The organism is Streptomyces sp. NPDC054932, assembly GCF_053610205.1.
In genome coordinates this window covers 15,517-29,715 of the sequence record NZ_JBSGXU010000045.1, presented here as the reverse complement: position 1 = coordinate 29,715, position 14,199 = coordinate 15,517, and the positions used below count along the sequence as shown (strand labels likewise).

General features: G+C 72.9%; 15 protein-coding genes. 7 read left to right on the top strand and 8 right to left on the bottom strand.

The features are described 5' to 3' along the window. Positions 1–24: 24 nt before the first annotated feature. Both ACWGE1_RS15380 and ACWGE1_RS15375 read right to left on the bottom strand, forming a co-directional pair. Complete coding sequence (locus tag ACWGE1_RS15380) at positions 25–1,206, bottom strand: sensor histidine kinase (RefSeq protein ID WP_453420990.1); 1,182 nt, start codon at positions 1,204–1,206, stop codon at positions 25–27. A 101-nt stretch (positions 1,207–1,307) separates the two neighbouring features. Continuing rightward, positions 1,308–1,718: a hypothetical protein gene (locus tag ACWGE1_RS15375; protein ID WP_453420989.1), complete on the bottom strand. Its 411-nt coding sequence runs from the start codon at positions 1,716–1,718 to the stop codon at positions 1,308–1,310. Positions 1,719–1,964: 246 nt separating this feature from the next. Here ACWGE1_RS15375 and ACWGE1_RS15370 point away from each other — a divergent pair, with 246 nt between their 5' ends. The 5 genes from ACWGE1_RS15370 (at position 1,965) to ACWGE1_RS15350 (ending at position 7,193) form a co-directional block, all read left to right on the top strand. After that, a complete protein-coding gene (locus ACWGE1_RS15370; RefSeq protein WP_453420988.1) occupies positions 1,965–3,665 on the top strand; it encodes a histidine kinase in 1,701 nt (566 codons plus the stop codon). Between the two features lie 9 nt (positions 3,666–3,674). Next, entirely contained in the window at positions 3,675–4,334 is a 660-nt protein-coding gene (locus ACWGE1_RS15365; protein ID WP_453420987.1) for a response regulator, read from the top strand. A 57-nt stretch (positions 4,335–4,391) separates the two neighbouring features. Further along, on the top strand, positions 4,392–5,792 hold the full coding sequence (locus tag ACWGE1_RS15360) for a DUF2252 domain-containing protein (RefSeq protein WP_453420986.1): 1,401 nt from the start codon (positions 4,392–4,394) through the stop codon (positions 5,790–5,792). A 225-nt stretch (positions 5,793–6,017) separates the two neighbouring features. Continuing rightward, positions 6,018–6,779, top strand: a complete 762-nt coding sequence (locus tag ACWGE1_RS15355) for a hypothetical protein (RefSeq protein ID WP_453421004.1) — start codon at positions 6,018–6,020, stop codon at positions 6,777–6,779. A gap of 69 nt (positions 6,780–6,848) precedes the next feature. Next, positions 6,849–7,193 (top strand): rhodanese-like domain-containing protein, encoded by a 345-nt coding sequence (locus ACWGE1_RS15350; RefSeq protein WP_327263469.1) that lies wholly within the window; start codon positions 6,849–6,851, stop codon positions 7,191–7,193. Between the two features lie 51 nt (positions 7,194–7,244). Here ACWGE1_RS15350 and ACWGE1_RS15345 read toward each other — a convergent pair whose 3' ends face one another. The 6 genes from ACWGE1_RS15345 to paaA all read right to left on the bottom strand — a co-directional run bounded on the left by ACWGE1_RS15345 (position 7,245) and on the right by paaA (position 12,181). Further along, on the bottom strand, positions 7,245–8,387 hold the full coding sequence (locus ACWGE1_RS15345; protein ID WP_453420985.1) for an acyl-CoA dehydrogenase family protein: 1,143 nt from the start codon (positions 8,385–8,387) through the stop codon (positions 7,245–7,247). Positions 8,388–8,494: 107 nt separating this feature from the next. Further along, positions 8,495–9,598: a 2Fe-2S iron-sulfur cluster-binding protein gene (locus ACWGE1_RS15340; protein WP_453420984.1), complete on the bottom strand. Its 1,104-nt coding sequence runs from the start codon at positions 9,596–9,598 to the stop codon at positions 8,495–8,497. Beyond that, positions 9,599–10,105, bottom strand: a complete 507-nt coding sequence (gene paaD, locus ACWGE1_RS15335) for a 1,2-phenylacetyl-CoA epoxidase subunit PaaD (protein WP_453420983.1) — start codon at positions 10,103–10,105, stop codon at positions 9,599–9,601. After that, positions 10,099–10,842 carry a 1,2-phenylacetyl-CoA epoxidase subunit PaaC gene (gene paaC / locus ACWGE1_RS15330; protein WP_453420982.1) on the bottom strand — a complete coding sequence of 248 codons (744 nt, stop codon included), beginning with the start codon at positions 10,840–10,842 and terminating at the stop codon, positions 10,099–10,101. Before paaC ends, paaD begins: the two co-directional genes overlap by 7 nt. Next, a complete protein-coding gene (gene paaB / locus ACWGE1_RS15325) occupies positions 10,839–11,123 on the bottom strand; it encodes a 1,2-phenylacetyl-CoA epoxidase subunit PaaB (RefSeq protein ID WP_030009045.1) in 285 nt (94 codons plus the stop codon). The genes paaC and paaB overlap by 4 nt, the downstream gene beginning before the upstream one ends. Beyond that, positions 11,120–12,181 (bottom strand): 1,2-phenylacetyl-CoA epoxidase subunit PaaA, encoded by a 1,062-nt coding sequence (gene paaA, locus ACWGE1_RS15320; RefSeq protein WP_453420981.1) that lies wholly within the window; start codon positions 12,179–12,181, stop codon positions 11,120–11,122. The genes paaB and paaA overlap by 4 nt, the downstream gene beginning before the upstream one ends. 135 nt (positions 12,182–12,316) lie before the next feature. On the opposite strand from paaA, the gene ACWGE1_RS15315 reads away from it, so the two are divergent. Continuing rightward, positions 12,317–12,979 (top strand): DUF5819 family protein, encoded by a 663-nt coding sequence (locus ACWGE1_RS15315; protein WP_453420980.1) that lies wholly within the window; start codon positions 12,317–12,319, stop codon positions 12,977–12,979. A 26-nt stretch (positions 12,980–13,005) separates the two neighbouring features. Next, positions 13,006–14,151, top strand: coding sequence for an HTTM domain-containing protein (locus ACWGE1_RS15310; protein WP_453421003.1), 1,146 nt, complete (start codon positions 13,006–13,008; stop codon positions 14,149–14,151). Positions 14,152–14,199: the final 48 nt, after the last annotated feature.

The following is a 14,199-nucleotide window of genomic DNA, read 5'->3' as shown; positions in this document are numbered from 1 at the left end:
TTCCGGGACGTCCGGCGGACCGGATCAGCCCAGCGGCAGCAGGGCCGCCACGCGGAAGCCCCGCCCACCGGGTCCACGGCCCGTCTCGGCGCTGCCCCCGCAGGCCGCGGCCCGCTCGCGGATGCCCACGAGTCCCCGGCCGCTCTTGACGGCAGACCCTATAGCGCCCCGGTGTTCACTTCCATCGTCGGTGATCTCCAGCCGTACGCAGTCCGGTTCGCGTTCCAGCCGTACCCGTACGGAGCGTGCGGTGGAGTGCTTGAGCACGTTGGTCAGCGCCTCCTGGACGATCCGGTACGCCGCCGAGTCCACGACCACCGGCAGCGTCACCGCCTCGCCGGTGTCCTGGACCGAGACGTCGATCCCGGCCCGCCGGACGCCCGCCACCAGTTCGGGCAGGTCCGCGAGGCCGGGCTGCGGGGCCCGTTCCGCGGTGCCGTCCTCGTCCCGGAGCACCCCGAGGAGCCCGCGCAGCTGCACCAGGGTGCCCCGGCCCGCCTCCGCGATGGAGTCGAAGACCTCCTCGGCCTTCTCCGGGGAGCTGTGCACCACGACGGGGCCCGCCTCGGCCTGCACCACCATCAGGCTGACCGAGTGCGTCAGTACGTCGTGCATCTCGCGGGCGATCCGGGTCCGTTCCTGCGCGGCGGCCTTCTCGGCCTCGGCCGCCTGCGCACGCTCCAGCTGCTCCGCGCGCCGCACCAGCTGCTCGTTGAGCCGGCGCTGGGTCCACACCAGGGAGCCGAGCATCAGTGCGCAGCCGAAGGTCAGGATCGAACCGAAGGCCCCGCCCAGGGAGTTCGTGCCGAGCAGGACGATGACGACGGTCGCCGCGCCGATCACGGCCCGGGTCCGGGGCGGGCTGTAGGCGGCGGCCGTGTAGAGGGCGATGAGCGCGGCGAACTGGAATTGCGGCTGGATCGCGTGGGCGAGGTGGCTGTACGGGGCGAGCGCCACCCACACCAGCACCATGCAGGTCACGGGGTACCGGCGGCGCCACGGCAGCGGCAGGGCGGTGGCCGTGGCCAGCAGGTACATCCACCACGGCCAGGCGCTCCCGTCGGGCTGCCGGCTGGCGAGCAGGAGTCGCACCGACACGGTCGCGGCGGTCAGCGCCAGCAGGGTGTCGAGCAGGTACGGGTTGTCGGCGGCGGCCCGGTACAGGGTGCGGTGCCATGCCGTCGGCGGCTGCTGGATCTGGGACACGGTCAGGGCCTCCTGGCGGGCTGAGCTGGGGAGAAGCGTGATCGAAGACAGGAGGTCGCGCAAGATCTACTGGCGGGAAGGGCCGTTCGTTCGGCTCGCGTTCACCCGTTGCAGGCGTCGTCCAGGGCCTCCGAGTCACGGTCGAGGCGGATCATGTCCGCGGTCAGGGCCGGCACGTCCGACAGCTTCAGGCCCTCGCCGTCGAAGCGGTTGATCATGCGGTCGTAGTCCTCGGAGGTCTTCTCCAGACCGGCCTTCACCTCGGGGTCCTTGGTGTTGTCCGCGAGCTCCTTGATCTCGGTGGACAGGCCCTTGGCCTGGCGCAGGAATTCGGCGGGGTCCTCGACGGGGTCGGCGGTCAGCCGGTCCGAGCCGGTGAGCACACCGGACTCGCCGCACGGCCACGGGCCGGCCGTCAGGCTGACGACCTCGCCCACGGCCCAGCCGGCTCCCACGGCGCCGGCGCCCAGGACGATGGTGGTGGCGAGTACGAAGGCGAGACGACGCTTCATGACAGTCCTCCTGACCGCCGCCCGGGACTTCCGGTGTTCGGCGTGATCACAGATTGCCCGCGGGGCACGGGGCACCACATCGCTCACCGGAGCGATCTTCCCGGTCTGCACTCGCTCGCACGAGGTAGTGCCGGGGATGAGGCGATGGGGCGACGGGGCGGGTCCGCCGGTCCTCCGACTTTCGTTGAAGGGGACGCGACGAAAGAGGGCGGCCGGCACTTGGCGCGGGTGCATAGGGTCGGGCGCGTGGATGCGAAGGCGAAGACGCGTGCCGGCTGGGACTGGCTGAAGGGCCCGGAGCCCTGGACCCGGCGGATGCTGGCCGGGGACCTGGCACTCGGCGGCGTACTGGCCATACTCGGCCTGGGCGTCGAGGAGGTCAGCAACGCCTCCGGGCGGCGCATGCTGCTCGGCGCCGTGGCCGTGGTGGTGTTGACGCTGATGCGCCGCAGACTGCCGGGGAGCACGCTGGTGGTCGCCTCGGGCGTGGTCACCTTCCTGCCCGGGGCCTTCTTCGTCCTGCCCCTCCTGGGCTGGTCGGCCGGGCGGCGGATCGTCGGGGTCGGCCGGGCCCTGGCCGCCTTCACGCTGGCCTTCGTGGTGGCGATCGGCTGCGGCGTGGTGGACCAGTGGTCACAGATGCAACCGCTGCTGGTGATCGTGTTCTCCACGCTGATGTTCCTGGCGACGACCGTGATGCCGGGTCTGGCCAGCCGGTACTGGTCGCAGCGCCGCACGCTGCTGCGCGCGCTCCAGGAGCGCAACGGTCAACTGCTGCGCGAGCGGGCCATGGTCGCCGGGCAGGCGAGGCTGCGCGAGCGTCAGCGCATCGCCCAGGACATGCACGACAGCCTGGGTCACCAGCTGGCCCTGATCTCCGTGCACACCGGGGCGCTGGAGGTGGATCCGCAGCTCACGGACCGTCAGCGCGAGGCGGTGGGGGTGCTGCGACAGGCCTCGGTGGCCGCGATGCACGAGCTGCGCGAGGTCGTCGGCATCCTGCGCGACGGGGTGGAGGCGCCCGCTCCCGTGGAGGAGGCCCAGCCCGCGGCGCGCGGGGTGGCCGGAATCGCGGGGGTCGTGGAGGCGGCGCGGGGCTCGGGCACCGACGTACGGCTGACCACGTCGGGTCGGCCGAGGCCGCTGGTCGCGGCGTGCGACCACGCCGCCTACCGGATCGTGCAGGAGGCCCTGACGAACGCGTACAAGCACGCTCCGGGGGCGTCGATCGCCGTGGAGCTGCGGTTCGAGGACGACTCGCTGGTGGTGGAGATCGCCAACGGGCCGACGCCCGGCCCGGCGCCCGACGAGGTGGTCTCGGGCGGGCAGGGCCTGACGGGGCTGCGCGAGCGGGCCCGGCTGGTGGGCGGGATGGTGCACGCGGGTCCCGCCGAGGGCGGCGGGTTCCGGGTGGCCGGCGTCCTGCCGTACGGGGCGGAGCCGGCGGGCGTGGTGGACGTGGCCGACGACTTCGGGCAGCAGGCGCACGCGTACACGCGCGGTCCGCTGCCGGGGCCCGGCGGCGAGCAGCCGATGGACTGGGCGGCGGTGGACCGGGAGCTGGCCGTGCGCGTGCCCAGCCGCTCCGGTGGTGTCGCGGTGGGCTGCGGGATCGCCTTCGCGGCGGTGGTGCTGCTGGTGATCGTGTTCGGCGCCGGAGTGGTGCTGATGCTGGACTCGGCGAGTGACGCGATGATCGACCGGGACGAGTTCGACGCCGTGCACGTGGGCCAGTCGGAGCAGTCCGTCCGCGACCGGCTGCCGACCGGGGAGAACTTCATGACCGCCGGGGCCGCCCGCAAGGGGCCGCCGAGGCCGGCGGGCTCGGACTGTCTGGCCCTGCTGGCCGAGAACCAGCCGAGCGCCCTGGGAACGGACCGGATCTTCCGGTTCTGCTTCCAGGACGGCAAGCTCGTGGAGAAGCAGGAGTACGAGGTCAAGCAGTAGGAGCGCGGGGTGACAGCCGAAGTGATCAGAGTGGTGATCGCCGATGACGAGCCACTGATCCGGGCCGGGATCAGGATGATCCTGACCTCGGCGCCGGACATCGAGGTCGTCGCGGAGGCGGCCAATGGCAGGGAGGCAGTGGAACTGGCGCGCTCGCACGCACCCGACGTGGTGCTGCTGGACATCCAGATGCCGGTGATGGACGGGCTGACCGCGCTGGGAGAACTGCGCCGGGCCGTGCCGGAGGTGCGGGCGCTGATCCTGACCACCTTCGGGGAGAAGGAGAACGTGCTGCGGGCGCTGGGCGAGGGCGGTGCGGGGTTCCTGCTGAAGGACTCGGCCCCGGGCGAGCTGATCGGGGCGGTCCGGGCGGCGTCGGCCGGGGACGCCTACCTCTCGCCGGGGGCGACCCGGCACGTGGTGGACCAGCTGGCGTCCGGGAAGGCCGCCGTGCGCGGTGAGGTGGCCCGGCGTCAGGTGGCGGAGCTCAGCGACCGGGAACGCGGTGTGCTGGCGCTGCTCGGTGAGGGGCTGTCCAACGCGGACGCGGGCCGGCGGCTGCACATGAGCGAGGCGACCGTGAAGACGTACGTCAGCCGCATCCTGGCGAAGCTGGGCTGCGAGAACCGCGTACAGGCCGCGCTGCTGGCCAGGGACGCCGGGCTGTAGATACGGTCAGCCCGTTCGGGAAGCGATCAATGAAGTGAACGGGTGGGGGCGGCGTCGATGGCGGCGGTAGCGGGTCAGCGGATTCCGGACGTGGCGGGGTTCGCGCCGAGGGTGGCGGCCGACTCTCCGAAGGAGGCGGGCAAGGCGCTGCGCGCCCGCCTGCCGAGGGCGGCGCATGCCGCCTTCGTGGCGCCGGCCGGGCGGCCGGACGCCGTGCGCGCGGTGGAGGAGTCCAACGCCGGGCGGGTCGCCGAGCTGACTCCGATAAGGGTGGGCCGGATGGCCGCGAACCCGTTCGCGTTCCTGCGCGGGGCGGCCGGGCTGATGGCCCACGACCTGTCCGGCGGCCCGGTGACCGGGGTCGGCGCGCAGATCTGCGGCGACGCGCACGCGGCGAACTTCGGTCTGTACGGGGACGAGCGCGGGCGGCTCGTCATCGACCTCAACGACTTCGACGAGACCGTGTTCGGCCCGTGGGAGTGGGACGTGAAGCGGCTGGCCGCCTCGCTGGTGCTGGCCGGCCGGGTGGCCGGCGCGGACGAGGACACCTGCCGGGCGGCCGCCCTGGACGCGGTGGGCGCCTACCGGCGCACCATGCGGCTCCTGTCGAAGCTGCCCGCCATCGACGCGTGGAACGCCATCGCGGACGAGGAGCTCGTCTCGCACGCCGACGCCCGCGATCTGCTGGGCACGCTGGAGCGGGTCTCCGAGAAGGCCCGCAACAACACCTCGGCCCGGTTCGCCGCCAAGTCGACGCAGATAGGGCCCGACGGCGGACGCCGCTTCGTCGACGCGCTCCCCGTGCTGCGCCGCGTCGGGGACGAGGAGGCGGCGGCCGTGGCGGCCTCGCTCGGCCCCTACCTCCAGACGCTCCAGGGCGACCGGCTGCCGCTGCTGGCCCGGTACGCGATCCAGGACGTGGCCTTCCGCGTGGTGGGCACCGGGAGCGTCGGCACCCGCTCGTACGTGGTCCTGCTGCTGGACCACCGGGGCGAACCGCTGGTGCTCCAGGTCAAGGAGGCGCGGCCCTCGGTGCTGCTGCCGCACCTGCCCGGGCTGGGCTTCACCTCGGCGCCGGAGGAACACGAGGGGCGCCGCGTGGTGGCCGGGCAGAAGCGGATGCAGGTGGTCTCCGACATCATGCTCGGCTGGACCACGGTCGAGGGCCGTCCCTTCCAGGTGCGGCAGTTCCGCAACCGCAAGGGCAGCGTGGACCCGGCGGCGCTGGCCGTGGACCAGATCGACGACTACGGGCGGATGACCGGCGCCCTGCTGGCCCGGGCGCACGCGCACAGCGTCGATCCGCGCCTGCTGGCCGGCTACTGCGGGAAGAACGACGAGCTGGACGAGGCGATGGCGGCCTTCGCCGTGGCCTACGCCGACCGCACCGAGGCCGATCACGCCGACCTGGTGGCGGCGGTGCGGGCCGGCCGGATCGCGGCGGAGACCGGGGTCTGAGCCGCGTCCGGCCAGGTCGGACGGGAGTCCGGCACGGGGTTTGACCGGTCCGGCGGGCGGGTCGGCGGGCCGTGTCGCGGCGGGCGATGTTTCACGTGAAACATCGCCCGCGCGGGCGGGCCGTAGGCTGGCCGGGTGAGCGAGCAGACCGAGCAGCCTGAGCAGACAGTCCCCGGTGATTCCGGCGACTCCTCCGTCACCGGCGAGGAGCGCCCCGAGGCGCGCCTGGAGCGGGCCGTGCGGGCCGCCGAGCAGGCGCTGATCGAGTTCGAGATCGCGGTGGAGACCTTCCGGGTGGAGGTGGAGAACTTCTCCCGCCTGCACCACCAGAAGCTCGGCCCCATGTACACGCGGCTCGACGAACTGGACGCGCTGATCGCCGAGGCGAAGGCGTCCCGCAGCGGCGACCCCGAGGACCTGCGGCGGGCGAAGGAAGCGCGCTCGCTGGTCATGCCGATGCCCGGGGTGGACGAGCTGTTCCACGACTGGCTGAGCTCGGACGGGATCTCCGACGACGCTTCCGCGATGCTGACCGACCGGCCCGTGCGGCCGCCGGAGCGGGTGCGGCCCTCCGAGGAGGTGCGCCGCCTCTACCGTGAGCTGGTGCGTCAGGCCCACCCCGACCTCGCCCAGGAGGAGGCCGAGCGGGAGCGCCGCGACGCGTTCATCTCGCGGGTCAATGCGGCCTACGGGCGCGGCGACGAGCTGCTGCTGCGCGAGCTGGCCGAGGAGTGGGCGGCCGGACCCGCGCCCGAGGCGTCGGGGCCGGGCGAGAGCGAGGAGCTGTACGCCCGGCTGGAGTGGCTGGCGCGCCGCAAGGAGCTGCTCTCGCTCGTCGCCAAGGAGCTGGAGGACAGCGCGATCGGGTCGATGCTGAGGATGGCGCCCGAGGACCCCGACCGCCTGCTGGAGGAGATCGCGGAGCAGCTGCTCGCGCAGGTCTCCGAGCGCGAGGCGGAGCTGGCGGCTGCGCTCGCCGCCGAGTGAGCCCGCTCCGCCCGTACCGGGTGGTCGGATAGGTTGGCAGCAGATTCGTGAAGAGAGAAGGCGACAGCTATGAACTTCGGACCGCTTCCCTCGGTGGACGCTGCCGCGGTGCCCTCCGAAGGCTTTGTCCTCGACGTCCGTGAGGACGACGAATGGGCGGCCGGTCATGTCGAGGGGGCCCTGCACATCCCGATGAGCGACTTCGTGGCCCGCTTCGGCGAGCTGACCGAAGCCGTGGACGACGGCCGCCGGGTGTACGTGATGTGCCGGGTCGGCGGGCGTTCCGCGCAGGTCACCCAGTACCTGGTGCGCCAGGAGATCGACGCCGTGAACGTCGACGGCGGGATGCAGGCCTGGGACGGCGCCGGGCGCCCGATGGTGACGGACAACGGGAACCCGGCCTTCGTGCTCTAGAGCCGGAGCCGGAGCCGGAGCGGGGACCGGAGCCGGAGCTGGGACCGGGGCTCAGGCGAGGGGGTGGGCGGCCAGCAGGTCGCCCAGGGCCTCCTCGTACGCGGCGGCCGGACCGAGCTGCAGCTCCAGCTGCTTGGCCCAGGCGTGGTAGCGGTGCAGCGGGTAGTCGGTGTCGGCGCCGAAGCCGCCGTGCAGGTGCTGGGCGGTCTGCACGACCCGGCGCACACCCTCCGAGGCCCAGATCTTCGCGACGGCCACATCACCGGAGCTCGGCAGCGGACCGCCGGCGCCGCCGGTCGCGGCATCGAGCCGCCAGGCGGCCTGCCACAGGGTGACCTCCATGGCCCGCAGGTCGATGTACCGGTCGGCGGCCTGGACGGCGACCGCCTGGAAGGTGGCCACCGGGAAGCCGAACTGCTCGCGCTTGCCGGTGTACTCACTGGTCATGCTCAGGACGTTCTCACCGAGTCCGAGCGCCAGCGCGCAGGTCCCGGTGGCGAGGAGCTGGCGCAGCCGCTCCCAGGCCCCCGGGGTCTCGATGAGGTGGGCCGCGTCCACCCGTACGCCGTCGAGGGCGAGCTCGGCGAGCCGCTCCCCGCTGGTGGAGACCTGCTCGGCCAGGGCGAGTCCCTCGGCGCCGCGCGGGACGAGCGCGAGAACGGCCTCGCCCTCGCCGGTGTGGGCGGGTACGGCGATCCAGTCCGCGCTGTGCGCCCAGGGGACGGCGGTCTGCGTGCCCTCCAGGATCCAGGCCTCGCCGTCGCGGCGGGCGATGACGGCGAGCTCGGCCGGGTCGTGACCGGAACGGCCGTGGGCGGCGACGGTGAGCACGAGCGTGCCGCGACCCGCGCCGGGCAGCAGGGCGGCGGCCAGCTCGGGGCTGCCGTGCGCCTGCACGGCCATGGCGGTGGCGCAGTGCTCCAGCAGCGGGACCCGCGCCAGCACCCTGGAGGCCTCGCGGAGCACCAGGCACAGGGCGATCGCGTCCAGGCCCGCTCCCCCGTGTTCCTCGGCGAGGACCAGGCTCAGCAGGTCCGACCCGGCGAGCCTGGCCCACAGCGGACGGTCGAAGTCGTCGGCGACCGCCCCAGGGGTCAGCGCGGGGCTGGGCACGCCGTCGGCCGCGACATCCGCGAAGACGGCCCTGGCCGCCTCGACGGCGGCCTGCTGCTCCTCGGTGAAGGTGAAGTCCACTGCCTGTCCTCCCGGGTTCGCGTCTGACGGTGCGTCAAGATAGAACAGGTTCTTGAAAATGGACAGGCCCCTGTCGTGGGACAGGGGCCTGACCGGACGTCGTCCGCTCAGCGGTCGAAGTCGATCTCCACTTCCTCCGTCACCGGGTGCGACTGGCAGGCCAGCACGAACCCGGCGTCCGTCTCCTCGGCCTCCAGCGCGAAGTTCCGGTCCATCCGGACCTCGCCCGACACCACGAACGCCCGGCAGGTGCCGCAGACCCCGCCCTTGCAGGCGTACGGGGCGTCCGCGCGGTTGCGGAGCACCGCGTCCAGCAGCGACTCCCCGTCCTGGACCGGCCAGGTGCCCGAGCGGCCGTCGAGCCGCGCGGTGACCCGCCCGTGCGCGGCAGTCGCCGAAGCCGAGGCGCGGGCCGCCGGGGCGGTGTCCTCGACGTGGAAGATCTCCTCGTGCACCCGGGTCCGCAGGACCCCGAGGGAGCCCAGGGCCCGCTCCGCGCCCTGCACCAGGCCGTACGGCCCGCACAGGAACCAGCCGGTCACCTCCGCCACGGGCAGCAGCGCGGGCAGCAGGGCCGCCAGCCGCTCCTCGTCCAGCCGCCCGGAGGGCAGCCCGGACTCCTGCTCCTCCCGGGAGAGGACCGTCACCAGCTGGAACCGCGCCGGATACCGGTCCTTGAGGTCGGCGACCTCCTCCAGGAACATCGTCGACGCCGCCGTACGGTCGCTGCGCACGAGGCAGAAACGGGCGTCCGGCCGGGCGGCCAGCAGGCTCGCGGCGATCGACAGCACCGGCGTGATCCCGCTGCCGCCCACGATCGCCGCATAGTGCCCCGAGGCCGGGGCGGCGCCGGGCTCCAGCACGAAACGGCCGGCCGGGACCATGACGTCCAGGACGTCCCCGGCGGCGATCTCCTTGTGGGCGAAGGTGGAGAACTCGCCGCCCTCCACCAGCCGCACCCCGACCCGCAGCTGCGCCGGGCCCGCGCCGTCCGGCGCCGGAGCGGGCGAGCAGATCGAGTAGGTGCGGCGGACCTCCGCGCCGCCCTCGGGGGCGGCACGTCGCAGCGTCAGGTGCTGGCCCGGGGCGTGCCGGTAGTCCTCGCGCAGCTCCTCGGGAACGCGCAGGGTCAGGGCCACCGAGTCGTCGGTGAGCCGGTCGACTGCCGCCACCGTCAGCGGGTGAAACGCGCCGTGGCGGGGGGCGGCCATCTACAGCTCCTTGAAGTGGTCGAACGGTTCGCGGCAGGAGATGCAGCGGCGCAGAGCCTTGCACGCGGTGGAGGAGAAGCGGCTGAGCAGTTCGGTGTCGGTCGATCCGCAGTGCGGGCAGCGGACCGACAGGGTCAGCGGGACCGGCCCGCCCGCCGAGTGCGGGCGGGGCGGGGCGATGCCGAACTCGGCCAGCTTGCGGCGGCCCTCGGCGCTGATGTCGTCGGTCGACCAGGCGGGGGCCAGCACCGTGGTCACCCGCACCTCGGGTATGCCGTGGCCGGTCAGGGCCCGCTCGATGTCGGCGGACATGGCCTCGATGGCAGGGCAGCCGGTGTAGGTGGGGGTGAGGGTCACCTCGGCATGGCCGTCCTCGTGCATCCGCACCCCGCGCACCACGCCGAGCTCGCCGAGGGTGAGCACGGGCAGCTCCGGGTCCGGGACGGCGCCGGCCAGCTCGGCCAGCTCGGCCTCCAGGCGGGTCATACCGGCGTCGGTCGTCACCATGAGGCCCCCGGGTGGCTGCGGTGCAGGTGCTGCATCTCTGCGAGCATCCGGCCGAAGGACTCGGTGTGCAGGCCCTGCCGTCCGGCGCCGGCCGCCCAGGCGCCGGTGCGCGGCCCCTGCGGCAGGTCGAGACCGGCCTGCTCCAGTACGCCGGTCAGCGCGGCCAGCCAGCGCTCCTCCAAGGCGGTCCAGTCCAGACCGTCGAGACCGTCCACCGGCTGGAACATCTCGCCGGTGAACTTCCACAGGGCGTCGAGGGCGGCCCGCATGCGGCTGCGGCTCTCCTCGGTGCCGTCACCGAGCCGCAGTGTCCACTGCTCGGCGTGGTCGCGGTGGTAGGCGGTCTCCTTGACGGCCTTGGCCGCCAGGGGTGCGAACGGGCCGTCCCCGGCCGCGAGCTCCCCGTAGACCTCGTGCTGGTAGAAGGAGAAGTACAGCTGGCGGGCGATGGTGTGGGCGAAGTCGCCGTTCGGCTGCTCGACCAGCTGGAGGTTGCGGAAGGACCGCTCCTCGCGCAGGTACGCCAGCTCGTCCTCGTCGCCGACCATGGACAGCAGGATCCGGGCCTGGCCGAGCAGGTCGAGGGCGATGTTGGCGAGGGCGACCTCCTCCTCCAGGACGGGGGCGTGCCCGGCCCACTCGCCGAGGCGGTGGGAGAGGATCAGCGCGTCGTCGCCGAGCGCGAGTGCCGCCGCGGCGCCGGCGCCGGTGAGGCGCGTGGTGTCGGTGCTGGTCACAGGTGGCTCACCCCCTCCGGGATGTCGTAGAAGGTCGGGTGCCGGTACGGCTTGTCGGCGGACGGCGCGAAGAAGGGGTCGCGCTCGTCCGGCGAGGAGGCCGTGATCTCCGTGGAGGGCACCACCCAGATCGAGATGCCCTCGCCGCGCCGGGTGTAGAGGTCGCGGGCGTTGCGCAGGGCCATCTCCGCGTCGGGGGCGTGCAGGCTTCCCGCGTGCGTGTGCGAGAGACCGCGGCGCGAGCGCACGAACACCTCCCACAGGGGCCAGTTCTGCGTCATACCCGTGCCTCCTCGTTCTGTGCGGCGGGCTTCGCCGCCTGCTGTGCCACCTGCTGTGCCGTCTGCTTCCGTGCGTACGCCGCGGCTGCGTCGCGCACCCAGGTGCCTTCCTCGTGGGCCCTGCGCCGCTGGCCGATCCGCTGCTCGTTGCAGGGGCCGTTGCCCTTGAGCACGTTCCAGAACTCCGACCAGTCGATGGCGCCGAAGTCGTGGTGACCCCGCTCCTCGTTCCACTTCAGGTCGGGGTCGGGCAGGGTCAGGCCGAGGGACTCGGCCTGCGGGACGGCGATGTCGACGAACCGCTGGCGCAGCTCGTCGTTCGAGTGCCGCTTGATGCGCCAGGCCATCGACTGCGCCGAGTGGGCCGATTCGTCGTCCGGCGGGCCGAACATCATCAGCGACGGCCACCACCAGCGGTCGACCGCGTCCTGGGCCATCGCGTGCTGGGCCTCGGTGCCCTGCGAGAGGGCGAGGAGCAGCTCGTACCCCTGGCGCTGGTGGAAGGACTCCTCCTTGCAGATGCGGACCATGGCGCGCGCGTAGGGCCCGTAGGAGCAGCGGCAGATCGGCACCTGGTTGGTGATCGCCGCGCCGTCCACGAGCCAGCCGATCGCGCCGACGTCCGCCCAGGTCAGGGTGGGGTAGTTGAAGATCGAGGAGTACTTCTGCTTGCCCGAGTGGAGCTTGTCGAGCAGCTCGTCGCGGCTGGTGCCGAGGGTCTCGGCCGCGCTGTAGAGGTACAGCCCGTGGCCGGCCTCGTCCTGGACCTTGGCCATCAGGATCGCCTTGCGGCGCAGCGAGGGCGCACGGGTGATCCAGTTGGCCTCGGGCTGCATGCCGATGATCTCGGAATGGGCGTGCTGGGCCATCTGGCGCACCAGGGAGGCGCGGTACTCGTCGGGCATCCAGTCGCGCGGCTCCACGCGCTCGTCGGCCGCCACGGCCGCGTCGAATGCCGCCGCGAGCTGCGCGCCCAGGTCAGCAGTCATGCCTGTCCCGTCCGTCCCGTCTGTCCCGGGGGCCGTGTCCGGCCCCGTTTCCGGGGTCACTGCCACCATTCCGGCTCCCTGTGAGAGTCCGCCGTCCGCCCGACCGACCGATCGTTCGGTTCATTCGCTTCAATGGTGAGACGGCGGCCCGTAGGGTGTCAACCTCTGAGGTCAACCCTGTGGACGCCGGACGATCGGGTGGGGATGGATTCGAACGAGCACGAGCCCGCCGAAGGGGCCGCTCCGCCACCCCCGCGGGCGCCCGGAATAGCCGGTCTTTCCACCCCCTACCGGGTCGTGACCGCCCTGGCCCTGGGGGCGATCGCGGTGGCCGCCTGCACGCACCTCGCCCTCGTCTTCCTGCACGTGGCGCCGGCGAACACCCTGAGCAAGCAGCACGCGCAGACGATCGACGGCTGGATCTACCCCGAGTTCGAGCAGAACTGGAAGCTCTTCGCCCCCAACCCGCTGCAGCAGAACATTGCGGTGGAGGCGCGCGCGGAGGTCAAGGCCGCCGACGGCGAAGTGATCACCACCCCGTGGCGCGACCTCAGCGCCGAGGACGGCGAGGCCATCCGGCACAGCCTGCTGCCGAGCCACACCCGGCAGAACGAGCTCCGCCGGGCCTGGGACTTCTTCACCGGCTCCCACGACGACGACAACAAACCGAACGGCGAGCGCGGCCTGCTGTCCGAGGAGTACCTGCAGCGGATCGCGGTGAACCGGCTCTCCCCGCAGTCCCGGGACGGGATCATCGTGCGGATCCAGCTGCGCTCGGCGACCACGGCGGTGCCCGCGCCGAAGTGGAGCACCGAGACCACCGACACCCAGACCTACTACCGGGAGCTGCCGTGGTGGACGGTGTGAAGCGCGCCCGCGCGGCGGCGGGGCGGATGGCCGTGCAGGTCACCGGGCAGGCACTGGGCCCGTACCAGAGCGCCGTCGTCCGCATCGGCTTCGCCGCGACCTGGCTCTTCTTCCTGCTGCGCGAGTTCCCGAACCGCGCCGAGCTGTACGGCCCGGACGGGCCGTGGAGCTGGCGCCTGGCGGAGCGGCTGATCGAGTCCAACCACGCCTTCACGGTGCTGATGTGGTCGGACTCCACGCTGTGGTTCGAGATCGTCTACGCGGTGTCCGTGCTGGCGAGCCTGGGACTGCTGCTCGGCTGGCGCACCCGGGCGACGTCCGTGGTCTTCATGATCGGCGTGCTGTCGCTGCAGAACCGCAGCGTGTTCATGGGCGACGGCGGCGACAACGTCATCCACCTGATGGCGATCTACCTCGTGCTGACCCGGTGCGCGCAGGTGTGGTCACTGGACGCGCGCAGGGCCCGTACGCGCGGCTCGGCGACGGCCGGGGCGGCCGGGCCGGTGCTGTGGGGCGTGCTGGGCGTGCTGTTCGCCTTCGGCGCGGTGACCGGGCGGTTCGGCTACGGCTGGCTGGCGGCCTTCGCTGCGGTGTGGGTGGTCTGCGCGCTGTGGTGGACGGTCGACCGCTACGAGCCGGACGGCGAGGGGCGGGCGGTCCTGGACGTCCTGGCCAACCTGCTGCACAACGCGGGCATGCTGGTGATCATGGCGGAGGTCTGCCTGATCTACGCGACGGCGGGCTGGTACAAGATCCAGGGCTCCCGGTGGCAGGACGGGACGGCCCTGTACTACCCGCTGGGGCTGGACTACTTCACCCCGTGGCCGGCGCTGTCCGCTCTGGTGGCGGGCAGCGGGACGCTGGTCATGCTGCTGTCGTACGGGACGGTGGCGGTCCAGGTGGCGTTTCCGTTCACCCTGTTCAACCGGCGGATCAAGAACGTGCTGCTCGCGGTGATGATGCTGGAGCACGCGGGGATCGCGGTGCTGCTGGGACTGCCGTTCTTCTCCCTGGCGATGATCGCCGCGGACGCGGTGTTCCTGCCCACCGGGTTCCTGGTGTGGGCGGGTGCGCGGGCCGCCGGCCTGCGGTGGCGTGCGGTGGAGCCGGTGTCGGAACCCGCCGAGCCGGAGCCGGAGCCGGAGCCGGCGCCGGTGCCCGCGCCACGCTGAGGGTGCTCTGCGGCGCGCCGCCTCCCGGGGCTCCGCCCCGGACCCCGC